29 protein-coding genes and 1 pseudogene are annotated in these 24,297 nt (G+C 47.0%); 18 read left to right on the top strand and 12 right to left on the bottom strand.

The features are described from left to right. Window positions 1–29 precede the first annotated feature (29 nt). Together FN124_RS10595 and FN124_RS10590 are read right to left on the bottom strand one after the other, a co-directional pair. Window positions 30–1,445: a TolC family protein gene (locus FN124_RS10595; protein WP_142684694.1), complete on the bottom strand. Its 1,416-nt coding sequence runs from the start codon at window positions 1,443–1,445 to the stop codon at window positions 30–32. A 113-nt stretch (window positions 1,446–1,558) separates the two neighbouring features. Continuing rightward, window positions 1,559–2,422, bottom strand: coding sequence for a helix-turn-helix domain-containing protein (locus FN124_RS10590; RefSeq protein ID WP_142684693.1), 864 nt, complete (start codon window positions 2,420–2,422; stop codon window positions 1,559–1,561). Between the two features lie 143 nt (window positions 2,423–2,565). Between FN124_RS10590 and ispG the strand changes: the two genes are divergently transcribed. From ispG to FN124_RS10560, 6 genes are all read left to right on the top strand, one after another. Continuing rightward, on the top strand, window positions 2,566–4,527 hold the full coding sequence (gene ispG / locus FN124_RS10585) for a (E)-4-hydroxy-3-methylbut-2-enyl-diphosphate synthase (RefSeq protein WP_142684692.1): 1,962 nt from the start codon (window positions 2,566–2,568) through the stop codon (window positions 4,525–4,527). Window positions 4,528–4,607: 80 nt separating this feature from the next. Further along, entirely contained in the window at window positions 4,608–4,901 is a 294-nt protein-coding gene (locus FN124_RS10580) for a hypothetical protein (RefSeq protein ID WP_142684691.1), read from the top strand. A gap of 503 nt (window positions 4,902–5,404) precedes the next feature. After that, window positions 5,405–6,400: a c-type cytochrome gene (locus FN124_RS10575; RefSeq protein ID WP_260607393.1), complete on the top strand. Its 996-nt coding sequence runs from the start codon at window positions 5,405–5,407 to the stop codon at window positions 6,398–6,400. Window positions 6,401–6,417: 17 nt separating this feature from the next. Next, window positions 6,418–6,837 carry a DsrE family protein gene (locus tag FN124_RS10570; protein WP_142684690.1) on the top strand — a complete coding sequence of 140 codons (420 nt, stop codon included), beginning with the start codon at window positions 6,418–6,420 and terminating at the stop codon, window positions 6,835–6,837. 10 nt (window positions 6,838–6,847) lie between these two features. Next, on the top strand, window positions 6,848–7,765 hold the full coding sequence (locus FN124_RS10565; RefSeq protein WP_142684689.1) for a molybdate ABC transporter substrate-binding protein: 918 nt from the start codon (window positions 6,848–6,850) through the stop codon (window positions 7,763–7,765). 22 nt (window positions 7,766–7,787) lie between these two features. After that, a complete protein-coding gene (locus tag FN124_RS10560; protein WP_142684688.1) occupies window positions 7,788–8,681 on the top strand; it encodes a LysR substrate-binding domain-containing protein in 894 nt (297 codons plus the stop codon). A gap of 16 nt (window positions 8,682–8,697) precedes the next feature. Here FN124_RS10560 and FN124_RS10555 read toward each other — a convergent pair whose 3' ends face one another. The 8 genes from FN124_RS10555 to FN124_RS30875 form a co-directional block, all read right to left on the bottom strand. Further along, a complete protein-coding gene (locus FN124_RS10555; protein WP_142684687.1) occupies window positions 8,698–9,204 on the bottom strand; it encodes a GNAT family N-acetyltransferase in 507 nt (168 codons plus the stop codon). A gap of 26 nt (window positions 9,205–9,230) precedes the next feature. Beyond that, window positions 9,231–9,635 carry an MBL fold metallo-hydrolase gene (locus FN124_RS10550; RefSeq protein WP_221887754.1) on the bottom strand — a complete coding sequence of 135 codons (405 nt, stop codon included), beginning with the start codon at window positions 9,633–9,635 and terminating at the stop codon, window positions 9,231–9,233. Between the two features lie 14 nt (window positions 9,636–9,649). Further along, window positions 9,650–9,973 (bottom strand): MBL fold metallo-hydrolase, encoded by a 324-nt coding sequence (locus tag FN124_RS10545; protein ID WP_185937156.1) that lies wholly within the window; start codon window positions 9,971–9,973, stop codon window positions 9,650–9,652. 107 nt (window positions 9,974–10,080) lie between these two features. Next, complete coding sequence (locus FN124_RS10540; RefSeq protein ID WP_142684684.1) at window positions 10,081–10,572, bottom strand: lipocalin family protein; 492 nt, start codon at window positions 10,570–10,572, stop codon at window positions 10,081–10,083. 126 nt (window positions 10,573–10,698) lie between these two features. Then, window positions 10,699–11,196 carry a hypothetical protein gene (locus FN124_RS10535; RefSeq protein ID WP_142684683.1) on the bottom strand — a complete coding sequence of 166 codons (498 nt, stop codon included), beginning with the start codon at window positions 11,194–11,196 and terminating at the stop codon, window positions 10,699–10,701. A gap of 132 nt (window positions 11,197–11,328) precedes the next feature. After that, window positions 11,329–11,802 carry a hypothetical protein gene (locus FN124_RS10530; RefSeq protein WP_142684682.1) on the bottom strand — a complete coding sequence of 158 codons (474 nt, stop codon included), beginning with the start codon at window positions 11,800–11,802 and terminating at the stop codon, window positions 11,329–11,331. Continuing rightward, on the bottom strand, window positions 11,793–12,305 hold the full coding sequence (locus FN124_RS10525; protein ID WP_142684681.1) for an RNA polymerase sigma factor: 513 nt from the start codon (window positions 12,303–12,305) through the stop codon (window positions 11,793–11,795). Before FN124_RS10525 ends, FN124_RS10530 begins: the two co-directional genes overlap by 10 nt. 275 nt (window positions 12,306–12,580) lie before the next feature. Beyond that, window positions 12,581–12,742, bottom strand: a complete 162-nt coding sequence (locus FN124_RS30875; protein ID WP_185937155.1) for a GNAT family N-acetyltransferase — start codon at window positions 12,740–12,742, stop codon at window positions 12,581–12,583. 201 nt (window positions 12,743–12,943) lie between these two features. On the opposite strand from FN124_RS30875, the pseudogene FN124_RS31395 reads away from it, so the two are divergent. The 4 genes and pseudogenes from FN124_RS31395 to FN124_RS10510 all read left to right on the top strand — a co-directional run bounded on the left by FN124_RS31395 (window position 12,944) and on the right by FN124_RS10510 (window position 14,910). Then, a pseudogene (locus FN124_RS31395) lies at window positions 12,944–13,302 on the top strand (acetyl-CoA hydrolase/transferase C-terminal domain-containing protein). A gap of 33 nt (window positions 13,303–13,335) precedes the next feature. Further along, a complete protein-coding gene (locus tag FN124_RS30870; RefSeq protein ID WP_185937154.1) occupies window positions 13,336–13,869 on the top strand; it encodes a lipid A-modifier LpxR family protein in 534 nt (177 codons plus the stop codon). 16 nt (window positions 13,870–13,885) lie between these two features. Then, window positions 13,886–14,344: a lipid A-modifier LpxR family protein gene (locus tag FN124_RS10515; protein WP_376765841.1), complete on the top strand. Its 459-nt coding sequence runs from the start codon at window positions 13,886–13,888 to the stop codon at window positions 14,342–14,344. 26 nt (window positions 14,345–14,370) lie between these two features. Further along, window positions 14,371–14,910 (top strand): hypothetical protein, encoded by a 540-nt coding sequence (locus FN124_RS10510; RefSeq protein ID WP_142684679.1) that lies wholly within the window; start codon window positions 14,371–14,373, stop codon window positions 14,908–14,910. Window positions 14,911–14,928: 18 nt separating this feature from the next. Here FN124_RS10510 and FN124_RS10505 read toward each other — a convergent pair whose 3' ends face one another. Then, window positions 14,929–15,372 (bottom strand): SRPBCC family protein, encoded by a 444-nt coding sequence (locus tag FN124_RS10505; protein WP_260607391.1) that lies wholly within the window; start codon window positions 15,370–15,372, stop codon window positions 14,929–14,931. Between the two features lie 106 nt (window positions 15,373–15,478). Between FN124_RS10505 and FN124_RS10500 the strand changes: the two genes are divergently transcribed. Then, window positions 15,479–16,936 (top strand): Ig-like domain-containing protein, encoded by a 1,458-nt coding sequence (locus FN124_RS10500; protein ID WP_142684678.1) that lies wholly within the window; start codon window positions 15,479–15,481, stop codon window positions 16,934–16,936. Window positions 16,937–16,996: 60 nt separating this feature from the next. Continuing rightward, window positions 16,997–17,617 carry a recombination mediator RecR gene (gene recR, locus FN124_RS10495; protein ID WP_142684677.1) on the top strand — a complete coding sequence of 207 codons (621 nt, stop codon included), beginning with the start codon at window positions 16,997–16,999 and terminating at the stop codon, window positions 17,615–17,617. Window positions 17,618–17,704: 87 nt separating this feature from the next. Here recR and FN124_RS10490 read toward each other — a convergent pair whose 3' ends face one another. Next, complete coding sequence (locus FN124_RS10490; protein ID WP_142684676.1) at window positions 17,705–17,923, bottom strand: hypothetical protein; 219 nt, start codon at window positions 17,921–17,923, stop codon at window positions 17,705–17,707. A gap of 421 nt (window positions 17,924–18,344) precedes the next feature. On the opposite strand from FN124_RS10490, the gene FN124_RS10485 reads away from it, so the two are divergent. The 6 genes from FN124_RS10485 (at window position 18,345) to FN124_RS10460 (ending at window position 24,233) form a co-directional block, all read left to right on the top strand. After that, window positions 18,345–19,361 (top strand): homocysteine S-methyltransferase family protein, encoded by a 1,017-nt coding sequence (locus tag FN124_RS10485; protein ID WP_142684675.1) that lies wholly within the window; start codon window positions 18,345–18,347, stop codon window positions 19,359–19,361. 44 nt (window positions 19,362–19,405) lie between these two features. Further along, window positions 19,406–22,171: a methionine synthase gene (metH, locus tag FN124_RS10480; protein ID WP_142684674.1), complete on the top strand. Its 2,766-nt coding sequence runs from the start codon at window positions 19,406–19,408 to the stop codon at window positions 22,169–22,171. Window positions 22,172–22,294: 123 nt separating this feature from the next. After that, complete coding sequence (locus tag FN124_RS10475; protein ID WP_142684673.1) at window positions 22,295–23,059, top strand: exodeoxyribonuclease III; 765 nt, start codon at window positions 22,295–22,297, stop codon at window positions 23,057–23,059. A 12-nt stretch (window positions 23,060–23,071) separates the two neighbouring features. Further along, window positions 23,072–23,374: a DUF4286 family protein gene (locus FN124_RS10470; protein ID WP_142684672.1), complete on the top strand. Its 303-nt coding sequence runs from the start codon at window positions 23,072–23,074 to the stop codon at window positions 23,372–23,374. Window positions 23,375–23,690: 316 nt separating this feature from the next. Beyond that, window positions 23,691–23,960: an HU family DNA-binding protein gene (locus FN124_RS10465; protein ID WP_029465307.1), complete on the top strand. Its 270-nt coding sequence runs from the start codon at window positions 23,691–23,693 to the stop codon at window positions 23,958–23,960. A 153-nt stretch (window positions 23,961–24,113) separates the two neighbouring features. Further along, the gene (locus tag FN124_RS10460) at window positions 24,114–24,233 is read left to right on the top strand and encodes a 30S ribosomal protein THX (protein WP_079471345.1); all 120 of its coding nucleotides are present in this window, start codon (window positions 24,114–24,116) and stop codon (window positions 24,231–24,233) included. Window positions 24,234–24,297: the final 64 nt, after the last annotated feature.

The raw sequence follows: 24,297 nt of genomic DNA, 5'->3' as shown, positions 1-24,297 counted from the left end.
TATTCAGGAAAGGATGGCCTTTCGGTTATTTACAGTTGATTCAAAAAAAGTTGCAGATCCCCTACGGTAGCTGATTTATATAATATTGCCTGCCATACGCCATTGTAGGCAATATCCCTGTCTGTTTCCGCACGGTTAATGTTGTACAGTGCCTGGGCCAGGTCGGCAATATTTGTCAATCCATTCTCATATAAGGTGCTTTTCTGCAGGAAGGCATCGCTGGCAGCTTTCAGCCCTATCGGCGCTTCCCGGTATTTCTTCACCGCGTTATCTATCTGCTGTTCCGACAGCTGCAGCTGATGTTGCAGGCGGCTGTAGGTTTGATTGTATTCATTTTTCAGTCCTTCCGTGGTGTAATGCTGGCGGGCCACCTGGGAATGTGTGCGCCAGAGGTCTGTTACCGTCCATGAAAGGTTGAGGCCCACAAGGTAATTGGATACCTGCGGCTTCACGCCGGACCAGTATGCCTGGCTGTAATGACTGAGGTTAGCGGCGCTGTAGTCGTAGTCAAAACCCGAACCCCGTGTTTGCATCACGCCCATAAACGACAGGCGTGGCATTGCGTTTTTACTGATCAGCTTCTGATTGGCGTCGCTTAATGTTACCCGGGAACTGAACAGTTTCAGCAGCGGTTGATTTTTAAGCGATACGGAATCCTGTGCGGATACGGTTTCCAGCAGCTGATTGGGTATTTTCGTTACAAAGGTGGTATCGAGTATAAAATCCTGCGGAGGTACATCCATCAATTCCGCCAGTTTATTGCTTTGCGCATTTTCGTAGTTCACTGCATCTACCAGTGTCAGCTTTGCCTTGGATACTTCGGCATTGGCGATGGAGCTGTCGACCCCGGCACTGAGACCGTTGAGCGCCCGCGACACAATGATATGCTGCAGGTCCTGCGCCCGTTTCAGGTTAGATTCCATGGAAGCTCTCAATCTTTGTGCTGCCAGGAGATTAAGATATGCCCCCGCGATACGCACCTGCTGTTCAAATTTTTCCTGTTCCAGGTCGGCCTGGTTGGTGTACAATTGTTCCTTTGCAGCCTGCACTTTGGCGTGCTGGCGGCCGAAGGTGACTACATCCCAGCTGATATTGGCCAGGTATAATCCGCCGAAAGCGGCATTCCAGTTCTGCGAGGGCAGCGCAGGGCCAGAGGCGCCGGTGGTCCAGCCCTTGTATCCCCACATAGGGCCGGTTTCACCGTTCACGGTACCATAACTATTCTGGGCGGCGAGGTTCAGGTCAGGTAAATATTCTCTTTTTACTGCACTGATATTTTCTGTAGCTGCTTTAGCATAGTTTTCTTTTGCTTTGATAGACTGGTAATTTTTCAGTCCTGTTTGTAGTGCTTCCTGCAAGGTAAGCGGGCGGGTTTGACCCATCACAGCCGCCGAACTGCAGCCTGCCGCAATAATCAGCAGGCAAAGCGGTTTCCAGATGTTCATAAATTAATCTATAGCGTCCAATAAAAGCCGACTGATGCAGGCTCACAAATAAGTATGCAAATATAGACCGGGGTAAGTGGCAGGTGTTAGGACAATTCAGCTATTGACTTGTACTATTTGAACATCATGTCGCGGAAATCCTGGGGAGAGATGCCGGTATTATTTTTAAAAAACCGGCTAAAGTAAGCAGGGTCCTCGAATCCCAGCTCATAGCAGATCTCCTTGACACTTTTGTGACTGAAGGCAAGATTTCTTTTGGATTCAAGTATAATCCGATCGTGTAATAATTCAGTAACGGTACGGCCGGTGGTTTCTTTGGTGATTTCGTTCAGCCTTTTCGGGGTAAGGGCAAAGGCGCTGGCATAAAAGGTTACCTGGTGTTCCGTCCGGTAATGCTCTTCCAGCAGGCGGCGCAGCTGCATTACGCGTGCATCGTGAGCCAGCGGCATCATGGTTTCCGCGGCATTGCGTTTCTTTTCCCGTTCTATGAGCAACAGGAAGGCATTCAGGTAATGCTTTACAATGCCCCGGCTGCAGGCGGGCGCGCAGGCTTTTTCCCTGCTCATCAGCTGTATCAGTCCGAGGAGAGATTCCGTGGTATTGCCGCTGGTACTGATGGGCCCGTATCCGTGCCAGTTATCGAAAAGCGAGGTGAAATCGTAAAGGGTTTCCTTATCGTGCTTATTGGTAAAGTAAAACTGCTCGGTAAAATACAGGAAATAGCCTTCCCGCTCACAATCCAGCTGATGTACCTGCCCCGGGCGAAGCAGGAAGATCATATTATCTTCCACATCATACCAAACAAAATCCACCATATGCCTGCCTTTTCCTTTGGTGATCCAGATAATCTGAAAGTGATCATGACGGTGAGGCTGGTCCGTTAGTTCATTTCGGAACATGCCCAGGGGAGCTACATTGAACTGTCCGGAATAAGGTAACTGCTGGTAAGGTATATCTATGCTTTTATTCAGTAACATAAAGTGCCTCAAAAGTACGCCTTTATCCCCTATTTATATAGCACTGCACCTGCCATTCATGGAATTTAATGTAGCTTTAAGTTTGGGTGGTATATCACCCGGCTTTTACTAACTTTGCTTCCGCAGGAAAACAAAAAATACGTATGCAGCTTTATTGCGACTCTCTTACAGAATACAAGCGACTGGCCACACTGGAAGTAAAGGTGGGAGATCTTATCATTGGAAATTTTAACCCGGTCCGCATCCAGACCATGACCACCACCGACACCCTGGATACTGCCGCTACCGTAGCGCAAACCATCCGTTGTATTGAAGCCGGTGCAGAACTGGTGCGCATTACCGCCCCCAGTAAAAAGGAGGCTGATAACCTGCAGGTCATCAAAAACGAATTACGCAAACAGGGATACACCACTCCCCTGGTAGCCGATATCCATTTTACCCCGAATGCAGCCGAAATTGCGGCCCGCATCGTGGAAAAAGTACGGGTGAACCCCGGGAATTATGTTGATAAAAAGAAATTTGAGCAGATCGATTATACCGACAGCGAATACCTGGAAGAAATTGACCGCATCCGCGAACGCTTTTCTCCACTGGTAAAAATCTGCAAAGAGTATGGCACTGCTATGCGGATAGGTACCAACCATGGCTCCCTGAGCGACCGTATCATGAGCCGCTATGGCGATACGCCCATGGGAATGGTGGAAAGTGCAATGGAGTTTTTACGTATTGCAGAAGACCTGCAATACCGCAATATTGTGCTGAGCATGAAGGCCAGCAACCCGCAGGTAATGGTACAGGCCTACCGCCTGTTGGTACAAACCATGCAACAGGAACTGGGCCATTGCTATCCCCTGCACCTGGGCGTTACAGAAGCCGGCGACGGTGAAGACGGCCGTATTAAATCGGCCATTGGTATAGGCACCCTTCTGGAAGACGGAGTAGGCGATACCATCCGCGTTTCCCTCACGGAAGACCCTGAATTTGAGCTCCCTGTTTGTAAGGATATTGTGAAAAGATATACTAACCGTAACGACTATACGGCTATTCCACCTGTAACAAATATCCCCTACTCTCCTTTCGAGTACAAACGCCGCGAAAATGCGCCTGTAGAGAATATTGGCGACAAACAGGTACCCGTGGTAGTGGCAGACTTCAGCGACAATAAAGCGTTGCTGCCTTCTGATCTGACTGCCATTGGTTATGTTTATGATGAGCCCAGCGACAAATGGAACATCGGAGATGCTGCTGCAGATTATATTTATACCGGCACACAACTGCCTTCCTTCGGACTACCTGGTACCCTGCGGGTGGTGATAGACGCTGAGTACTGGCAGAGCATAGCCAACAAACAGGAACTGGTTCCTTATTTTGACGCCCGCCATTATGTAACTGCCTGCGAACAAAATGAGATCGGCCGGATCAACTTTGTACAATTTGATTGTAACCACCTGGATACAGAGCATCACGAACAATTGTTGCTGCAACTGGCCAATCCGGCTGTTGCTGCCAGTACCGTTCTTGTAGCCAGGGCCACCGGAAGCAATGCCATGGCGGCTATCAGACGGTTGTTCATCTTACTTCTCAATAAAAATATCAGGGTACCTGTTATCATCCATAGTATCAGTAATCAGCCTTCGGCAGATGAACACCTGATCCACCATGCCACTGAAGCGGGCGCACTGCTGCTCGATGGCTTCGGCGACGGATTATGGCTGAGCAACCTGGAGCCGCAACCCGGCCAGCATGCTACATTAAACAACATTGCATTTGGTATCCTTCAGGCTACCCGTACCCGCATCTCCAAAACGGAATATATCTCCTGCCCTTCCTGTGGCCGTACCCTGTTTGATTTGCAGGAAACCACCGCCCGGATCCGCGCAGTAACCCATCACCTGAAAGGCGTGAAAATCGCTATCATGGGCTGTATTGTAAACGGCCCGGGGGAAATGGCCGATGCCGATTTCGGCTATGTTGGCAGCGGCGTTGGTAAAATTACTCTCTACCGTGGCAAGGAAATCGTGAAGCGGGGCCTCAACAGCGATGTAGCCGTGAACGAACTGATAAACCTGATCCGCGAAAACGGTATGTGGGTGGAGAAAAACTAATTATTAAATCTGGCTTAAAAACAGCGGAAGCGGATACAGCAATGCCGGAAAAAGCTTAAATTTTCATAAAACATCTTAATATGAAAAAGCTCCTGACCGGATTGCTGGCCATGTTTATGGGTTTAACCGTAACAATGGCGCAAACACCCGCCACCGCAAAAAAAGAAGTAAAATCCGCTAAAGCAAAAACTGAAAAAACAACCGCTGCTCCTGCTGCTGCCGCCACCACTAAGACAAAGAAAGACGGCACACCTGATAAACGCTATAAAGAAAACAAAGCAGCTGCAACTCCCGCAGGCCCTACAAAAAAAGATGGAACGCCTGATATGCGCTATAAATCAAACAATAAAAACGCAGGGAAGAAGAAAGCATAAAGCTGAATATCAACGGACCATAATTTTCTGGCAAAGGGCTGCATCAAAGGTTGATGCAGCCCTCAGTAATTAAACCGTTGAACATCCACGATATTATTGCAGCTACCTTTTTGATACAGCCTTTTATAATTGAACCCTTGGAGATCCCGTTGCCTGCTTTGATACAGCCGGTTGTAATTAGAATCATGAATAGCCCCGGTATTGCCTTTGATACAATTCTTTGTAATAAAACCTGGCCCGATCTATTTTTCTGCACATTCCAGTTACCCCTTCTTTTCAAGTCACAGTGGGGGTTACAGGCGAAGCGGCCATCCTCCGATCTCTTCAAAATTCCCCGCTATTTAACCGTCCTTTTCTTTTTCAGTTCAAATTTTCTACTTTTATCGTTCACGTTTTTTATTTATTGTCAATAACCATTTGTTATCACCGATAGTTATTAGTTATTTGACTTCGCACTGGTGGCTTTCTATTTTTGTAGCGTAATCCACCAACCTGTAATTTTAATGAAAACCAATAAAATCCAACGTTATAAACGGATCCTTTCCGGGTCACTTGCATGTATGTTGATATTAACGATGCTGGTAGCTCTTGAAACATTTTTCCTGTGGACCCGTTACCTGGTTCCGGGAACAGCACCGGCTTTGCAGGCCGCTCCTGCAAAGGGCTGGCGCCCTCCGGCGGTGACCACCCTTCCTCCCGGCGAAAAAGCCGCAGCCATCGTTTACGGACAAACACTGATCCGGGAAACAGCACGGTACCTGGGCCCCAAAGGAAGTGTACTGCAAATTACCAACGGGATGAACTGCCAGAACTGCCACCTGCAGGCGGGTACAAAGCTTTATGGGAATAACTATAGTTTTACCGCCGCATCATATCCTAAATTCAGAGCCAGGTCCAACAGTTCGGAAACATTGAACAAACGCATCAGTGATTGCTTTGAGCGCAGTCTGAATGGCGTAGCACCCGATAGCAACAGCAGGGAAATGGTGGCCATCAGGTCTTACATAGAATGGCTGGGAAGTGAGGTTATGCCTCATGAAAAACCCGATGGCAGCGGCCTGCGGAAACTGCCCTATTTGCAACGTGCAGCCGATCCGAAGAAAGGCATTCGTATCTATACCCAGCAATGCCGGCATTGCCATGGCGCCAATGGCGAAGGGGTAAAAAGTGCCGATGGCATTGCTTTTATTTATCCTCCCCTGTGGGGACCACAAAGCTATAACGATGCCGCAGGGCTTTATCGCCTGTCTAACTTCGCCGCCTATGTGAAATATAACATGCCTTTTGGCGTAGACTATAACTCAACGGTTCTTTCCGATGAAGAAGCCTGGGATGTAGCTGCATTCATCAACTCACAACCCCGGCCACATAAAGATCAGTCGGCCGACTGGCAGGATATTACAAAGAAACCTGTCGACTTTCCTTTTGGGCCTTATGCAGATGCTTTTTCAGCAGAGCAGCATAAATACGGGCCATTTAAACCCATGCAACATAAATAAAATCAAAAACGTACACCATGAAAAAAATAACACTGCTGCTTTGCCTCTTTACCATGTTAACGGCGCAATATGCCATGAGCCAGCACAAAACCAAATACAGGGCCATTTACCAGTTGAACAGTGATGATGATAAAGTGATCCGCAATACCCTCCGCAATATTAAAAATGCCCTGGAAGATCCGCGCCTGCAAAGCAAAGTAACCATTGAGCTGGTAGCCCATGGCGGTGGTGTAACCGCCTATAAAAAAGATCATCCCTATGAATCACTGCTACAGGAACTACAGTCAAAAGGCGTGATCCTGGTAGAATGTGAGAACACGTTGCGGGAAAGAAAGATTTCAAAGGAAGAATTATTCCCCTTCATTCAATACACGCCCAGCGGCAATGGCGAGCTGATTATAAAACAGGCTGAAGGCTGGAGTTACGTACATCCATAAATCATAAATGATGAAACAATTCACTACAGTGTTGATAGTAACCATCCTATTGGCAGGGGCGCTCCATGCCCAGGACTTCCGTTTTGATCCGCCCTGGAACACGCCCCCATCCGGGGGTGTAGCCTTTACCGTACCAGGCATCGATAATGTACCCGACCTTTATGGCGATATTATAGATCCCCAGCTGGTCATCTTCTTTGCCGGTAACCAGTTTATGGTAATTGATTCACTGATTACCGGTTTTAAAAAAGCTTACCCTCAGTACCGGCGCATATTTGCAGAAACGCTGCCACCAGGTATCCTGGCTCAGCAAATCATCAGTGGATCACTGGTACTGGGCAATCTTCGTATAGCCGTAACACCCGATATCTATACTGCCGGGAAAAACCGTATAGATCAACTGCGGGACAGCTTCTCGGTGGTAAAAAACTATGCCGGTAACACACTCGCCATTATGGTGCAACAGGGCAACCCTAAAAAGATCAAAGGACTCGCAGACCTGGCCCGTAAAGATGTGCAGGTAAGTATGCCCAATCCTGCCTGGGAAGGTATCGGCAAACGCATTGAGGAAGCTTATATAAAGTCTGGCGGTACCAGGCTGCAACAGGTAATAATGAAAGATAAAGTAGCCGGAGGAAGCACCTATCTCACTAAAATACATCACCGGGAAACACCGCTGCGCGTTCTCAGGCAACAGGCAGACGCAGGGCCGGTATGGCTTACGGAGGTGCTTTACCAACAAATGATCCACCACCCCGTGGGCATAGTGAACATACCCGTAAAAGAAAACATCAAGGCATCCTATTGGGCCGGCATATTGAAAAGTGCACCACATCCGCGGGCTGCAAGGGATTTCATGAATTATCTCCTTGGCCCTGCCGGGCAGAGTATTTATAAACACTTTGGCTTTACGCCGCCTGAGTTGTAAGGTATTTTTGTATTTTTAGTGCATGTTCGATTTCAGACTCAGGGTATTTCACACCGTCGCCAAACGCCTCAGCTTCACCAAAGCTGCAGAAGAATTATATATTTCACAACCAGCTGTTACCAAACATATACATGAACTGGAGCAGCAGCTTGGCATGGCGCTGTTTGAAAGGATCGGTAATAAAATAAAGCTCACCCGTGCAGGCGTACTGGTAATGCATCATGCAGAAATTATTTTTACCGATTACCGTAACCTGGAATACGATGTAAATCAACTGAAACATATGCAGGGCGGCCTGTTGCCTATAGGCGCCAGTACCACTATTGCGCAATACCTGATTCCTCCCCTGCTGGCGAAGTTCAACCAACGGTACCCGGATGTAAAAACATCGCTTACCAGTGGAAATACAGAACAGATTGAACAGGCGTTATTTGAAAAAAGTATACAGCTGGGTATTATTGAAGGCAGCTCTAAAAATCCGTTGCTGAAATACGTGGAGTTTGCGAAAGATGAAATTATACTGGTGGGCAATATGAAGCACCAGTATGGTAATGGTGAGCCGCTTACCCCGGCCGATCTTAAAACCATTCCCCTGTTAATGAGGGAACACGGGTCCGGCACGCTGGAAGTAATTACCGAGGAACTGAAACGCCTTAAATTAAAGATCACCGATCTGAACGTGGCCATGTATATGGGCAGTACAGAAAGCATCAAATCATACCTGCATCATTCGCCCTGTGCAGCCTTTATTTCTTCACAGGCTGTGCAGCGCGAACTGGAGCTGGGAGAATTCAGAGTATTGCCGGTAAAGAATTTCAAGTTGGTGAGAAAGCTTCACTTTACTTATTTGCAGGGTTTGCAGGATAAACTTTGCCAGCTCTTTATCCGTTTCGCCAGGCAGAACATGGCGGAATAACGGCAATGTGCCTACGTTATTTATTCAGCAGCTGCCAGTGCAGCATTTCCCCCGGCGATTTCAATTCTTCCATGCCAAGGTGTTGCAACACTTTCATAGAAGCCGTGTTGGTAACATCGCATTCAGCAATCAGTTTTTTCACATGCGGCTGCCGGAAGGCCCATTCTACCAGTGTTGTAGCGGCTTCGCGCATATATCCTTTTTTCCGCCAGGAAGGCAACAGGGTATAGCCAATTTCCACCACCCCGTTTTTATCGGGTCGGCCTTTAAAACCGATATCCCCGATCACCACAGCGTCTTCTTTATGTACAATGATCCATAGCATCCAGGGAAACGACTGCGGGTCGTGCTGAAGCAACTCAATAAAATGAGGCAGCTGTTCTTTCAGGTCGGGTTGCGGCCAGTTTTCCGGTATATGTGCCTGCAGTACCTCGCGGGCATGCGGATGGTTTAAGAATATCTCTGTTAGCAGCGGCAGGCGGCAGGGATATAAAAGTAATCGATCGGTATTAAGGGGTAACATATTTTGAAATTTAAGGCAATTGTTCACTAATGGGCTTTTACCACGGCGGTACCCAACACCTCACCAGGTTGCAGCACGTGGATTTCAAGCCGGTCCAGGTCTTCCGTCAGCTCCCGTAACCTGGCTGGCGTGCCGCTGAGGGCTGGCATTGTTCCATAATGCCAGGGGATCAGGTGTTTTACTTTGAGCAGACGTGCGGCAAATGCAGCTTCCAGCGGTCCCATTGTAAAGCGGTCGCCAATTGGCAGGATGGCTATATCCGGTTTATATATATCTCCAATCAGTTCCATATCCCCAAACACAGAAGTGTCTCCGGAATAATACACAGAAATATCATCACTCATCCGCACAATAAACCCGTTGCTGGTATGCGGGTAGCCTATTTTGCCATCCGGCAGATTGATATGCGCAAAGTGGAAGGCGTTGGTCATGGTTACTTTTATATTCATAACAGATACAGTCCCCCGGCATTCAACGGTTCAAACACATGCTCCGGTACTCCCTGTTCCTGTAAATAAAACCGTACCATAGGATTGGCAATCACTTTGGGTGATTTTGTTCGTATGATATCTGCCATTTTACTATCCAGGTGATCGCGGTGCCCATGTGTGATAAGGATCAGGTCCACTTTATCCGGGATTGTTAAACCAGGAGGCAAGGCAGGGTTATTGGTATACCAGGGGTCTATTAATATAACATGACCTTCCGGGGTAGTTATCCTGAAACTTGCATGGGCCAGGAACTGAATCTGGGACTGCTGCGTGCTCATAGTACCTGTACTTAATGATCTAAATATACATCTTTTGAAAAAGACAGCGGAGACCATAAAACATGATCTCCGCTGTCTTTTTATGCTAACACTATGATTGATAGCAGTTATTTGCGTTGCAGTGTGTATATGATGGCTGCGCTTTTATTCTCAAAGTTAACATTTGCCCTCCAGGTCATCACGCTACCAGCACCGGTGATTTCCATACGATAGCCTTCAGTTACATTCTTTGCTTTATCGCCACTATACAGCTTTTTAAAGCCAAACATACTCACGCCGCCACTTTTGGTGAGCGACCAGGCAATTTTCTGGGTAACTGCGCTGCAGCCATCTTCGGTAGAAGTAAGCGTGTAGGAACCCATTGCATAGTTATCCGGCAGGATCCACTGGCTGCCAATAAAACATTTGGCATTGGCTTCATCAAATACGGTTACTTTGGCGTTATCAGGAATTCCTTCGTACTTAATATCGGTTAAAACCCAGTTGCCTTTTACGGCGCCTTTATTGATGTCCTGGGTAACACCTTGTTTTGGGGAGCAGGAAGATGCAAAAACGGCAACTATTGCCATCAGTAACGCTGCAAATGAAAATTTTCTCATGGGAAATTAGTTTGTGTGTTTAAATGCCAATGTATTCAACACGCAGCTATCAAATAAGGTTTTATAACAGCCGGAATACAGGGGCAATTTCAGCATTTGCAATAAACGTACCAAATGAAAGTATCGTTACTTAGCGGGTAATGAGGCCGGCTGGTTTACAGAAGGGACTTTCAACTCAAAAAGGATCTCTTCCAGCATTTGCGAGCGGTGACAGAAATGCCAGGTACTTGCTGCCAGCGCCATGGCTGTTACTGCCAGGGCAATAAAGGCACAGCGCCACCAGATGCTTACAGTTATCCGGCGGTTCCAAAATGAGTCGATGGGAATATATGTATGGTGATGGGAATTCGTATGTTCATATGGGTTATAACCGCTCCAGTACCTCTCCTTCGGCTCCTTTTCTAATTTAATCCGCTGTAGTACCGCTTCCTTTATTTTTACCGGCGGCAGGGGGCCTTCCTCCATCAGTTTATTTTCTATCCGGAGCTCAGCTGCTGTAAATTCCAGATCGAGCAACGGGTATATACGACGCAGGTACAGTAACTCGTCTTCCTGTTCAGGAGAGGCAAGTCCCAGCAGATAACGCTCAATAATGCCGCTTTCTATATAGTTACTGATATTCAAACTGTCTGCTTATGTTAACCAGATGCACAAGATATAAATAATAAATAATATGTCTATAGATACGTTACATTCCCTTCTGGTGGATTCTCAAAATTGTAAAATCTTTAAAATAACGATAATCCGGATAGAAAATTATAACAAAGGGCTTTGTGTTTGTTCCTGCCGGATCATCTGGTGAAGATTATCGCTACGTTGCTGCTCCTGCGACATACGGTACTTGAGATAATAAAAAATGGCGAGGAAAAGGAATACCTTGGACATGATAAAGAAGATAATAAAGAAGATCTTCCACCAGCGGTGAACCAGGATATGGTTGCCGTCTTTCGGCTGAATATTGATGAAAGTGTAATTGGAAGAGGGATCTGAATGGCCATGCCCTTCCTCCCACCTGATTTTTTGCAATACCCGTTCACGTATTTCTACCGGGGGCATAGCGGGCTCATCAAACGCGGCTCTTTCCAGGCGGCGCTCAACGAATTCGACCTCTGTATCCAGTTCCGGATACAGCCTTCTCATGTGCTGCAGCTCTTCCACCTCTTCTTCAGTAGCCAGGCCAAGCACAAAGGACTCGATAATACCGCTTTCTATGTAAAACTTTAGTTCCAAGTCTTTTTTAAGAATTGTCTGAAAGACTTCATCGCTTCTTTCAGGATTTCATTTATTTGCGCCTCCGGCAGGGCCAGCAGGCGAGCTATCGTTGTGATTGATAATCCTTTAAAATAACTAAGCCGGAACACCTGTTGTTGATCGGCTGGCAGTATCAGATAAAACTGCTGTAGTATGCCTTCTTCCTGCTTCATCAGCTCAGTACCGGTTAATGCGGTTTCTGGCAGCGCTTCTTTAATGGCGAATTCTCTTGTTTTACGAAGTAACCAGGTAAACAATGTCCGGTGGCCCGAGGTCCTGAAGGTTCCGATATGGAGGAACGACCAGTGAAAAACTTTTACAACTACTTCGTTGGCCCGTTCTTTTACAGGCACCAGCTGCAATGTAATGTTATAAAGAGCCCCGGCGTATCGGTCGTATAACAACTCTTTTGCCGCAGAATCCCCTATTACTAACCGCTCAATAAGCATTTGCTCACTTATATGTGCCAGATCTCGACGCAAAGAAGTTGTGTACCAGGTTTAGGATGCTAATATATAGAAATAAAATTAGGTGTAGGTCATAACACCTATATGAATTTATCAACATGCACAGCTAAAATGGATAACTATGGTCGCAGATCCAGCCGGTACAGCCAGTATTGCTGTCCTGACAGAGGCGCCAGTTCCTTCACCTGCAAAAAGCCAAGCCGTCCGTACAGGTGTTGCGCATCCGGCATAACAGTACTGGTATGCAGCCCAGGTACATGCTCCGCTCCCTTCCTTAATACACATGTCCATCAGGCGTTGACTATTGCCCTGCCACGGAAAGCCGGATGCACCGCCAGCCGGCAGATATAAGCCCAGTCGGCCGGGTAGATCGGGGTTGGATTTTCCGAAGGAACCAGGAACACTATTCTCACCAGTTCGCTGCCAGCATCACAAACAAAAGTCGCCCGCATTATCCATGAGCAATTGCAGTTCGGCATCGTCATCCCTACCGCATTTTCCCCAACTCTCCGGGGAGAGCACCGTGGCAAACTGACTGTAGCTGGCCTGCGATAATTCCCGGATCGCAACGGCATCCGAAGCCGTGGCTTTCCTGTAATCAGTGTATCCATAACCGTTATTTAACTGCCGCTTCTCCAACAATTTCCAACGCGATGTTGTTGGAAACTATCAGTGCTATAAAGATCGATATCTTTGGCCAGGTATGTGCTGACTCAATTGGGTTCAGGCAATACAGTGGTGTAGGCAGACAAATGGATTTCATGCGGTGAGCCGCTCTTTCCGAAGAAGGCAATCCATTATTGCCATTCCATCCACTACCTCCAAAGGCATTTCGCACATTGTATCGCAGCTGCAACCTGGCGTCAGCGTGGTTACCACCAGAGCGCACGTACGCTATGTAATTACAGGGTACGGTGTTGCCCACCCGGGAAAAATCTCCGGCACAGGGCACAGGCCCTTATTAATATCGCCCACCGGATCATCGCGAAGCATTGGAAAAGAACGCTTTTGAAAAATTTAAGGTATTCGGATAAATACCGGTTCTATGAAAAAGTTGCTATCAGACCTGCTGCTTTACATCATCACGGCAACGGCCTACGCACAGGTCACACAGGATGCTGTTAAACAACTAAGAATATACGAAGATGACGACTTCTTTAATGTATGGGGACTTGGAACAGACCGTGGCTACAGCAACGGCAGCAGCGTAGGTTATCTTTACATGAAAAAAAAGAGATCTGTATTCCCCGATAAATGGATACTTCCCGTAGCAGGCAGCAATGCTATCAATGTATTTGAATGGAGCCTTATGCAAATCATGATCACTCCTAATGAGATTGCCGACACGAGCTACAATCCCAAAGACTTTTACTATGCCGGCGCCCTGTACGCCACGCACGGGCTCACTTCCTATAATCCCGAAAAAAAGTACAGCCTCCATTCAGAGTTTGTATTTGGCGTACTGGGCCCGTGGGCACTCGCCAAAGAAACACAAACCTTCTTCCATCACCTTATCGGCTATCAGCCGCCCAGGGGGGTGGGAAAACCAGGTGTCCAATGCCCCGTTGGTCAACTATAACCTTATTTATGAAAGAATGCTGTGGAACCCGGTTAATTACCTGGAAATTATTGGCGGCGCCAATGCCCGCTTGGGAACCATGACTACCGCCATAAGCGCCTGGTCGTATATCCGGGCGGGACTGTTCAATCCTTATTTCGGTCGCCGCGACTTATCCGCAGCCACCAAAAAAAGGTTTAAGTTGTACGTCATGGCCCGGCCCCAGTTCGGCTTTATAGGATACAATGCGCTGCTACAGGGTGGTATTTTCAAATCGAGAAATACCAATTTTGAAGAAGTATCCGATTATCAGCAAACACATATGCGGCACTTTACCATCGGCATTGACTACGGCATCGGGATTGTGATTAACCGTGCCACCATCAGCTATACCCAGAAAACCCGCACCGAATGGATGAGCGGCACCGGGAAACATTCCGTGGGTAATATCACCCTTCTTATTCCTGTCTACCGTAAAACTATTCCCGGCAATTAATGTTATCTATCAAAAACTTATTTACCATGCATATTAAACTGATGTTCATTTCTTTTTGTGCAATTGCCGTTTCCTGCGCCAGCAGCGGCTCTAAACCGGAAAACGACAGCACCGGCGTAGGCAGCGATACCACGCTGAATGTAGCCGCAAATCCCAGCAGCCAGCTGGAAGTAAACCCTCTTTCCGGGTACTTCCTGAAAAACACGATTACGGTAAACGACAGTCTTACCTTCTGGCTCATTGATAACCAGGCTTCATTCGACAGCCTGTTTGGCATAGCCAAAACCATGAACAATACCATCGATCAGCCGGACTTCGGTACCCATATAGTAGTAGCCGCCACCATGCCGCCTACCTTTTATGGTACGCAAATCCAGCTGGAATCCGCTTCCTCTGGCAATGCGGATAACAATGCCACGCTGCGCTTTGTAGCTACTGCCAATCCCAACCGGGGCAGTGCCAGTACCGTTCCGTTGTGGCTGGGGGCCGTTCCGAAAACCGGTAAAAGTACTTTTCTCCTTTACACCGGGGACCATTTAACCAAAACGATTACTACCCAGCAGTAGGCTGGCCGAATATTTTTTCTATTGCCTGGAAACGGTATCTGAACAGGGCTTCCAGCTGTTTTTTACAAACAGCTGGTGGGCCAGTTTTCCCAGCCAGCCGAAAGGCAGCCGGTAATGAACCAGGTCCGTCATTTTTACGCCACCGGGTACTGTTTCGAAATGATGCTCGTGATGCCAGATGCTGTAAGGGCCCACCCGTTGCTCGTCTACAAAATATTCCAGGTAGGATACATGGGTGATCTCTGTCATCCATTCCAACGGGATCCCCGCTACCGGCGATACAAAGTAAGTGATGATCTGCCCCGGGTATACCTGCCCGGTATAAGGCGGGGAAGTAACAACAAACCGCATATAGGGAGGGGTAATACGCGCCAGGTTACCGGGGTTGGAAAAATAGTTCCACACCTCCTCCGGCAGGGCCGGGATCACCTGCGCATGCTGCATAAAATAAATACTGGCCATATATAAGATTACTGAAAAAATATCGTTCCGGCTATAAGCAACCGCCAAATTCGTGATTCTTTGAAATGAGTTCGTAAGTTTGTGCCTGATTAATCCGATCAGGTACATGAATCAATATATCAGGGGCTGGGTTTTCTGGCTGATGTTCATCCTCATTTCCATTTCATTTACGCGATGCGCTAACATTGTGCCCCCCAGCGGCGGGCCAAGGGATAGTTTGCCTCCTGTATTGCTGCAGGCTACTCCCAGAGACTCCACCCTTCACTTCAACAGCAAAAAGGTGACGTTTATTTTCGACGAGTATGTGGAACTGGATAATGTGAACGATAAGCTGATTGTGTCGCCAACGCTGAAACGCACGCCTATTGTGACGGCCAAGCTGCACACGGTGACCCTTGAAATAAAGGATACCCTGAAGCCAAACACCACCTATACCTTCAATTTCGCCGATGCCATCCGGGATATCAACGAGCGTAATATATCGGCGGATTTCCAGTATGTAGTGTCTACCGGCGATTATCTCGACAGCCTGCAGGTATCCGGCCATCTTATAGATGCGGAGAACGGCCGTGTAGACAGCAATGTGGCGGTTATGCTGTACCGCGACCTTACAGACTCCATTGTATCAAAGGAAAAGCCGGTGTATTATGCCAAAACCAAAGGGGATGGCTCTTTCCGCTTCAAGAACATAGCACCCGGCTCTTATAAGATCTTTGCACTGAAAGAAGAAGACCGCGACCTGCAGTATAACCAGCCTTCAGAAATGATCGCTTTCGTGGATGCGCCGGTTGTATTAACAGAAAGCAACCTCTCAGATGTGAATCTCCTGCTGTTTATGGAAAACGATAGTACCATTAAGCCGCCACCGGAGCCCATCGACTCTTCCCTGATTGAACAGGAAGCAGAGGAAAAGAAAAAGAAGAAGCTGCCTAAATTAACTGCCACGGCTACCCTAGACGGAGGTATGCAGGAATTGCCTGCGCCATTGAGAATTACATTTGCGCTGCCATTGAGGAATCTCGACAGCGCCAGGACCATTCTTGGTGAAGACAGCGCCTACAACCCGGTTACCTTTACCAGTACAATGGATTCTACCCGTACCCGTTTATCGATAGGTTATGACTGGAAAGAAGGTACCCCGTACCGGTTTATTATTCCTAAAGATGCACCGACAGATACTGCCGGTCAACAGCTGGCCCGGGCAGATACCATTAATTTCAGGACCAAAAAGGTAGCGGATTACGCCATTTTCACCGTTACAGAGCTCAATATCAGCGACAGTACAAAGAACGCTATCAATGATACTGCTATGCATTACGTGGTGCAACTGGTACAGGATAAAACCATCAAATACTCCGGCACTATTGTTAATGGCAAATGGAGTCAGCGGTTTATTACGCCGGGAGAATACGATATCCGGCTGCTGCTGGATACCAATGGCAATGGCAAATGGGACCGCGGAAACTATTATACCACTCCGAAAAAACAGCCGGAAAGGGTGATCAATATTGAAAAAGTGAACCTGAAGGCATACTGGACGGTACCCAAAAAGATAAGCATTTAAATCATTACCGCGGAGGGAACAATGCGGCTTCCTCCGCCCCAATATTCCTAACTTTGCATTATGATATTTTCCTCTGCGCTGATAGAAAACGCGGTAAATGAATTTGCCAAACTGCCGGGCATCGGTAAAAAAACAGCTTTGCGGCTGGTGCTGCACCTGCTGAAACAGGAAACAGCACAGGTACAGCAGTTTGGGGATGTGATAGCACGGATGCGGCAGCAAATACAGTTCTGCAAGGTTTGTCATAATGTATCCGATGCTGAAGTATGCAGTATTTGCAGCAGCCATTCCCGGCAGAAGCAGGTAGTGTGTGTGGTAGAAAGCATCCGCGATGTGATGGCAATAGAAAATACACAGCAATTCAATGGATTATATCACGTATTGGGTGGTATTATTTCTCCCATCGATGGTATCGGTCCGGACCAGCTTAATATCCAGTCACTGGTAGAAAGAGTTCAGTACCAGGGTGTAGAAGAAGTGATCATGGCGGTAAGTCCCACTATTGAAGGCGATACTACCATTTACTATCTCTCTAAAAAATTAAAGGAATTTCCTGTAAAAATCACCACTATTGCCCGGGGGATCGCATTTGGGGGAGAGCTGGAATATGCTGATGAGATGACGCTGGCCAGGTCTATCAGTAACCGGTTGCCGCTGGAAAGCTATGTACAGAACAAATAACCGCTACTTAACGGTATACAAAAAAATACGGGTGCTCAACAGCACCCGTCTTCGTTTAACCTGTAATTCCACGTTATGAAAAGTTTGTCAGACAGCATCTTTTTCAGGATGGTCCGGAAATATTTTATGATTGGTTTCTGATTCCTTCTGTTGTTGCAGCTCTTTCCACCGCTGCATTTCATATTTATTCAGGAAACATACCTTAAACACTTCAGACTGGTTTCCGTCGCCGGTTTGCGGCACGGGTTGCAATCCCAGGCTTGCCAGGTGCTGATGCAGGGTATGAATATGTTCTGATATAGTCATGACTGACGTTTAGTTTTGTTGTAATAAATTTCTGAGAAGCACTAATGATGAATCTGTTAATTGCAGCAACGGCAACTACAAGGAGTGCAGGCGGAGGGCTGGTGGGAGGCCATAACCGGGTAAATCACTATATTTCTATCATTTTGTTGCATTGTACCTTTCTATTACCCTACAAATATAGTAGACTTTGTAGACTACTTCCAAATTAAATTTATAGGTATAAACAAAATCTATTCTTTATCAGAAAGATATATAGTTTATAAAACCCTTGGTTAAACCGGCTCAAAACGCGGATCCATACAAATCACAAAACAATAAAATAGCCGGGAAAAGGTTATATTTGTGGACTCGTTCAGGGTGGATTTGTTTATTGTTCGACCCTGTTCTTTCTTAACTGTAACTAATAAACACCTTGAAAATTATGAAATCTTTACAAGACTGCGCCAATGAGCGCATACTTATCATCGATGGTGCAATGGGCACCATGATACAACGCTACCAACTTCAGGAATCAGACTACAGGGGCACCCGCTTTGCCAACTATCCCAGTGATCTTAAAGGCAATAACGACCTTCTTAATCTTACACAGCCCCAGATCATTGAAGCCATTCACAAAGAGTACCTGGAAGCAGGAGCTGATATTATCGAAACCAATACTTTCAGCAGCACCTCTATAGCTATGGCAGACTATGATATGCAGGCACTGGCATATGAGCTGAATGTGGCAGCAGCACAGATAGCCAAAAAGGCTACCGCGGAGTATACGGCCAAAAATCCCGATAAGCCGCGTTTTGTTGCCGGCGCCATAGGCCCAATGAACAAAACCCTGTCGCTGTCGCCGGATGTAAATAACCCCGGCTTCCGCTCTGTATACTTCGATGAAGTGGCTGCCGCCTATGAAGAGCAGGTACGTGGTCTCTCCGATGGCGGAGTGGATATCCTGCTGATAGAAACTATTTTTGATACGCTGAATTGTAAAGCGGCCATCTATGCCATCAAGAAATACTACCGTGAATCGGGTAAGCCTGAAATCCCGGTAATGATTTCCGGCACCATCACAGATGCCTCCGGCAGAACCCTCAGCGGGCAAACCCTGGAAGCATTCTATATCTCAGTTATGCATGCCAACCCGTTTTCCATCGGCTTAAACTGCGCCCTGGGCGGAGAGCAGATGCGCCCTTATGTAGAGGAGCTCTCCAACATAGCCAGCTGCTATGTGAGCTGCTATCCTAATGCCGGCTTGCCTAATGCCTTCGGGGAATATGATGAGGAACCGGAAGATACCGCCTGTATCATTGAGGACTTTGCCGCATCCGGCTTCGTTAACATTGTAGGCGGCTGCTGCGGTACCACCCCGGATCATATACGCCACATTGCAGAACATGTGAAACATATCAAACCACGCCTCAAACCCGTATTGGCCGAAACACTCGCCTGATCAGCCGTGGCAGGTTTTCTATTCAAATATCACTTACAGCAGAAATGAGCGAAACAATTATAAACAATACAAATACTGTCAACGAACCTATTGCCGGCGAGGAACGCAGGGTGATCAAACCCTTTATGCGCCTGAGTGGCCTGGAACCGCTGGTAGTACGGCCTGAAACCAATTTCATTAACATAGGGGAACGTACCAACGTAACCGGTTCGAAGAAATTTGCCCGTCTCATCAGGGAGGGACAGTTTGAAGAAGCCCTGTCTGTTGCCCGGCAACAGGTGGAAAGTGGCGCGCAGATCCTGGACGTTAACATGGACGATGCCCTGCTCGACGGGGAAGCGGCTATGTCTACTTTCCTTAACCTCCTGGCAGGGGAACCGGATATTTCCCGTATTCCCATCATGATCGATTCCAGTAAATTTTCTGTAATTGAAGCCGGGCTGAAATGTGTTCAGGGTAAATGTATTGTTAACTCCATCAGCTTAAAGGAAGGAGAAGCCAAATTCATTGAGCAGGCCCACATCTGTAAAAGCTATGGCGCCGCCGTGGTAGTAATGGCATTCGACGAACATGGCCAGGCAGATACCGAAGAAAAAAGAGTGAGCTTCAGTCACCGTGCCTATAAAATACTCACCGAAGTGGTAGGGTACGATCCCCAGGATATCATCTTCGACCCCAATATCTTCGCTATCGCTACCGGTATTGAAGAACATAATAACTACGCAGTAGAATTTATCAATGCTACCCGCCGTATAAAACAACTGATGCCGCTTGCCAAAGTAAGCGGAGGCGTAAGTAATGTTTCCTTCTCTTTCCGCGGTAACGAAACAGTGAGGGAAGCCATGCACTCCGTATTCCTGTTCCATGCCATCAAAGCGGGAATGGATATGGGTATTGTGAATGCAGGGATGCTGCAGATCTATGATGATATAGAGCCCACCCTGCGGGAACTTTGTGAGGATGCCATACTAAACAGAAGAGACGATGCTACAGAAAGGCTGATACAGTTTGCTGAAACCGTTAAGGCCAAAGGAAAGGTAGTGGAGAAAGATGAAAGCTGGAGACAGGGCACTGTGGAAGACCGTTTAAGCCATGCCCTCGTGAATGGTATCACCGACTATATAGATGAAGATACTGAAGAAGCCCGTTTAAAATATCCCCGCCCGCTGGATGTGATTGAAGGCCCGTTGATGGCGGGTATGAACATCGTCGGAGATCTTTTCGGCAGCGGTAAGATGTTCCTCCCGCAGGTAGTGAAAAGTGCCCGTGTAATGAAAAAATCCGTGGCCATCCTTACACCATATATTGAACAGGAGAAATTAAGGATACAGGCAGAACACGGAGGGGAAATAAAAGCCGCCGGGAAAATCCTGCTGGCCACTGTAAAAGGTGATGTACACGATATCGGTAAAAACATTGTAGGCGTAGTACTGGCCTGTAACGGTTATGAGATCATTGACCTGGGCGTAATGGTGCCTGCTGAGAAGATCCTTCAGACCGCGCGCCAGGAAAAAGTGGATATCATTGGCTTAAGTGGCCTGATCACGCCCAGTCTCGACGAAATGGTGCATGTTGCCCGTGAACTGAAACGGCAGGATTTCAACATCCCGCTGATCATTGGAGGCGCTACCACCAGCCGCACACATACCGCTGTTAAAATAGCGCAGGAATATGCGCATGGCGTGGTACATGTACTGGACGCATCCCGTAGCGTTACCGTAACCGGCAGCCTGCTTAATAAAGCACTGAAACCCGGGTTCCTGGCTGGTATACAAACAGAATATCAGAAGCTGAACGAGGCTTTTAAGAATAAGAAACAAACCAAGCAATTCCTGCGCATCGCTGAAGCCCAGGCCAATAAAACCAACATCAACTGGGAGGCTTTCACCCCCGTGAAGCCTAAAATGACCGGCGTGATGAAGTTTGAAAACTATGATCTGGGAGAAATTGCGAAATATATCGACTGGCAGCCCTTCTTTATTGCATGGGAGCTACACGGTAAATTCCCGCAGATCCTTACCGATGAAGTGGTTGGCGTGGAAGCCACCCGGCTGTTTAATGATGCAAAAGAATTGCTAAATAAAGTAATTGCAGAAAAATGGCTGGGCGCCAATGCTGTTATTGGTCTCTATCCAGCTAACAGGGTAGCTCCGGATTCTGTAAAGGTAACACCTGAACAACCGGAAATTAAACCGGTACAGCTGGAATTCCTTCGCCAGCAGGTGAAGAAAGCACCGGGCCAGCCCAACCTGTCCCTCGCCGATTTCATTGCTCCCGCCGAATCCGGCAAAACCGATTATATAGGTGGCTTTGCGGTGACCACCGGTATTGGTATTGAAAAATGGCTGGACAAATTCAAAGCAGAACATGACGACTATAACAGCATTATGCTGAAAGCGCTTGCCGACAGGCTTGCAGAGGCCTTCGCAGAACTGATGCACGAGCGCGTGCGTAAAGAGTTCTGGGGGTACGCGTCAGATGAGCATTTGAGCAATGAAGACCTTATCAAAGAAGCCTATGCAGGTATCCGCCCCGCACCGGGTTACCCCGCCTGCCCGGACCATACCGAGAAATGGAAATTGTTTGAGCTGCTGAACGCCACGGAAAATACCGGCATCACACTCACCGAATCACTGGCCATGTACCCCGCTTCCAGTGTAAGTGGCTGGTATTTTGCCAACCCTGAGGGTAAATATTTCGGCCTCGGAAAAATTGAAAAAGACCAGGTGACAGACTATGCTGCCCGTAAAAACTGGACAGTGGAAGAAGCCGAACAATGGCTGCGTCCCAACCTTGAATACGATATATAAAAGCATTACAGGTTAATCGTTACGGATCTGTGGAGGGATAAGGCGGATTTTTTCGCGTTATTATCTGTCCGCAGGTCCGTAATTCGTAAATTTAATGATGTAATGCCCTAAACAACACCCGACATGAGAATCATATCTTACAATGTGAATGGCCTGAGATCAGCCATGACAAAAGGCTTCACAGAATGGTTACAAACAGATCCCGCTGATATTATCTGCCTGCAGGAAATAAAAGCCCACCAGGAAAACATCGATTTTCAGCAATTCGACAACCTCGGTTATATGCATTACTGGTACCCTGCCCAAAAGAAAGGATACAGTGGCGTAGCGGTGCTTACCCGGATAAAACCCGACTTTGTACAATATGGCAGCGGCCATGGGCAAAGCGACCAGGAAGGCCGTTTTATAAGGCTCGATTTCGGCGATATTACCCTTATCAATACTTACTTCCCTTCCGGTACCAGCGGAGAGCTTCGTCAGACCTATAAATACCAGTGGCTGGAAGAGTTCTTTCAATACCTGGAAGAACTGAAGAAAACCCGGCCCAACCTGGTAGTATGCGGGGATTACAATATCTGCCATAAACCGATAGATATCCATGACCCTGTGAGCAATAAAAACTCTACCGGTTTCTTACCCGAAGAACGGGCATGGATGGACCGCTTCTTTGAGAGTGGCTTTGTAGACAGCTTCCGTCATTTTAACACCGACCCCCATCAATACAGCTGGTGGAGCTTCCGGGCAAATGCCAGGAACAATAACAAGGGCTGGCGTATAGATTATATCAACGTTGCCTTTCCACTGAAGGAGCGCCTGAAACACGCCACTATTTATCAGCAGGTAAAACACTCAGATCATTGTCCGGTGTTCGTGGAACTGGCAGTATAAACAAAGCCGTGTATGATTATATATAATGTAACTACCAAAGTAGCCACAGATACGCATTTCAGGTGGCTTCAATGGTTACGGGAAGAGCATATCCCGGCGATGCTGGCCACGGGGATGTTTCATGATTACCGCATCAGCCGCTTACTGGAGCAGGACGATGAAGAGGGCCCTACCTATGTTGTACAATATTTTGCAGATAGCCTGAAAGACTACCAATCCTTCGCAGACCAGCACCAACAGGCGCTGCGGCAAAGAGGGTATGATCTTTTCGGCGACCGTTTTATTGCTTTTACAACCATAATGGAGGTCATTTAAGTAAGGTGTCTTTACTAAACTTATCCACAGGAAATCCACTATTTCCGGGGCGTCCGGACTTTGGTACAATAGTTGGTCCAATCCTGCGTTAATAGTAAAAACGCTGGCAAACAAGCCACAGCACAGGGTTTTATGCGATCCTGCTAATGATCCGGTCTTTAGCATGGAAAACATCAATCAGCTGTAACCGTTACCAGTAGCGTTTTTCAGCCGATAAAATTTTCTATAAAAAAGTTGTAAAAAATTTGGTAATCTGATAAAACGCGCTATATTTGCTCACATCAAACATTTTTTCACTAGTTAAATCTTACTAACTATGAACAAAGCCGAATTAATCGACAAGCTTGCTAAAGATGCAGCTATTACCAAAACCCAGGCTAACGAAGCGCTGGACTCTTTCACCAAAGCTGTTGCTGATACCCTGAAAAAAGGTGGTAAAGTAACTTTGGTTGGTTTCGGTACTTTCTCCGTTTCTAAACGTGCAGCACGTAACGGTAGAAACCCACAGACCGGTCAGATCATCAAGATCAAGGCTAAGAAAGTTGCTAAGTTCAAGGCTGGTAAAGCTTTATCCGACAAGCTCTAATCAGTTAACACAACTTATTCAAGCAAGGAACAGTTCATGTTTCTTGCTTTTTTTTTATATCAAACCGCCAGTACTACGCTATTTCGTCGAATTGCAGTATTTTGCAGCCTGATAACATCATATTTAACAACATCAAACTTCAAATTATTCGTTATGGGTAGAGGAGATATTAAAACCAAGAAAGGTAAGATCTTCAGTAAGTCTTTCGGTAAAGTTAGATCTGCAAAGACAAGAAAAAATACTGCCGCTAAAGCTGCTGCACCAAAAGCTTAATTTTACGCTTTTAGTAAAATGCCGCTAAGATTATTCACATAATCTTAGCGGCATTTTTATCTGA

The organism is Chitinophaga polysaccharea (assembly GCF_902150045.1).
Classification (GTDB): Bacteria; Bacteroidota; Bacteroidia; order Chitinophagales; family Chitinophagaceae; genus Chitinophaga; species Chitinophaga polysaccharea_A.
This window is presented reverse-complemented; position numbering and strand designations above follow the sequence as displayed.

Bases quoted from the DNA above. Each gene is read 5' to 3' on its own strand.
- FN124_RS10595 (WP_142684694.1), bottom strand. From the start codon at position 1,445: ATGAACATCTGGAAACCGCTTTGCCTGCTGATTATTGCGGCAGGCTGC.
- FN124_RS10590 (WP_142684693.1), bottom strand. From the start codon at position 2,422: ATGTTACTGAATAAAAGCATAGATATACCTTACCAGCAGTTACCTTAT.
- ispG (WP_142684692.1), top strand. From the start codon at position 2,566: ATGCAGCTTTATTGCGACTCTCTTACAGAATACAAGCGACTGGCCACA.
- FN124_RS10580 (WP_142684691.1), top strand. From the start codon at position 4,608: ATGAAAAAGCTCCTGACCGGATTGCTGGCCATGTTTATGGGTTTAACC.
- FN124_RS10575 (WP_260607393.1), top strand. From the start codon at position 5,405: ATGAAAACCAATAAAATCCAACGTTATAAACGGATCCTTTCCGGGTCA.
- FN124_RS10570 (WP_142684690.1), top strand. From the start codon at position 6,418: ATGAAAAAAATAACACTGCTGCTTTGCCTCTTTACCATGTTAACGGCG.
- FN124_RS10565 (WP_142684689.1), top strand. From the start codon at position 6,848: ATGAAACAATTCACTACAGTGTTGATAGTAACCATCCTATTGGCAGGG.
- FN124_RS10560 (WP_142684688.1), top strand. From the start codon at position 7,788: ATGTTCGATTTCAGACTCAGGGTATTTCACACCGTCGCCAAACGCCTC.
- FN124_RS10555 (WP_142684687.1), bottom strand. From the start codon at position 9,204: ATGTTACCCCTTAATACCGATCGATTACTTTTATATCCCTGCCGCCTG.
- FN124_RS10550 (WP_221887754.1), bottom strand. From the start codon at position 9,635: ATGACCAACGCCTTCCACTTTGCGCATATCAATCTGCCGGATGGCAAA.
- FN124_RS10545 (WP_185937156.1), bottom strand. From the start codon at position 9,973: ATGAGCACGCAGCAGTCCCAGATTCAGTTCCTGGCCCATGCAAGTTTC.
- FN124_RS10540 (WP_142684684.1), bottom strand. From the start codon at position 10,572: ATGAGAAAATTTTCATTTGCAGCGTTACTGATGGCAATAGTTGCCGTT.
- FN124_RS30875 (WP_185937155.1), bottom strand. From the start codon at position 12,742: ATGCGGGCGACTTTTGTTTGTGATGCTGGCAGCGAACTGGTGAGAATA.
- FN124_RS30870 (WP_185937154.1), top strand. From the start codon at position 13,336: ATGAAAAAGTTGCTATCAGACCTGCTGCTTTACATCATCACGGCAACG.
- FN124_RS10515 (WP_376765841.1), top strand. From the start codon at position 13,886: ATGCTGTGGAACCCGGTTAATTACCTGGAAATTATTGGCGGCGCCAAT.
- FN124_RS10510 (WP_142684679.1), top strand. From the start codon at position 14,371: ATGCATATTAAACTGATGTTCATTTCTTTTTGTGCAATTGCCGTTTCC.
- FN124_RS10505 (WP_260607391.1), bottom strand. From the start codon at position 15,372: ATGGCCAGTATTTATTTTATGCAGCATGCGCAGGTGATCCCGGCCCTG.
- FN124_RS10500 (WP_142684678.1), top strand. From the start codon at position 15,479: ATGAATCAATATATCAGGGGCTGGGTTTTCTGGCTGATGTTCATCCTC.
- recR (WP_142684677.1), top strand. From the start codon at position 16,997: ATGATATTTTCCTCTGCGCTGATAGAAAACGCGGTAAATGAATTTGCC.
- FN124_RS10490 (WP_142684676.1), bottom strand. From the start codon at position 17,923: ATGACTATATCAGAACATATTCATACCCTGCATCAGCACCTGGCAAGC.
- FN124_RS10485 (WP_142684675.1), top strand. From the start codon at position 18,345: ATGAAATCTTTACAAGACTGCGCCAATGAGCGCATACTTATCATCGAT.
- metH (WP_142684674.1), top strand. From the start codon at position 19,406: ATGAGCGAAACAATTATAAACAATACAAATACTGTCAACGAACCTATT.
- FN124_RS10475 (WP_142684673.1), top strand. From the start codon at position 22,295: ATGAGAATCATATCTTACAATGTGAATGGCCTGAGATCAGCCATGACA.
- FN124_RS10470 (WP_142684672.1), top strand. From the start codon at position 23,072: ATGATTATATATAATGTAACTACCAAAGTAGCCACAGATACGCATTTC.
- FN124_RS10465 (WP_029465307.1), top strand. From the start codon at position 23,691: ATGAACAAAGCCGAATTAATCGACAAGCTTGCTAAAGATGCAGCTATT.
- FN124_RS10460 (WP_079471345.1), top strand. From the start codon at position 24,114: ATGGGTAGAGGAGATATTAAAACCAAGAAAGGTAAGATCTTCAGTAAG.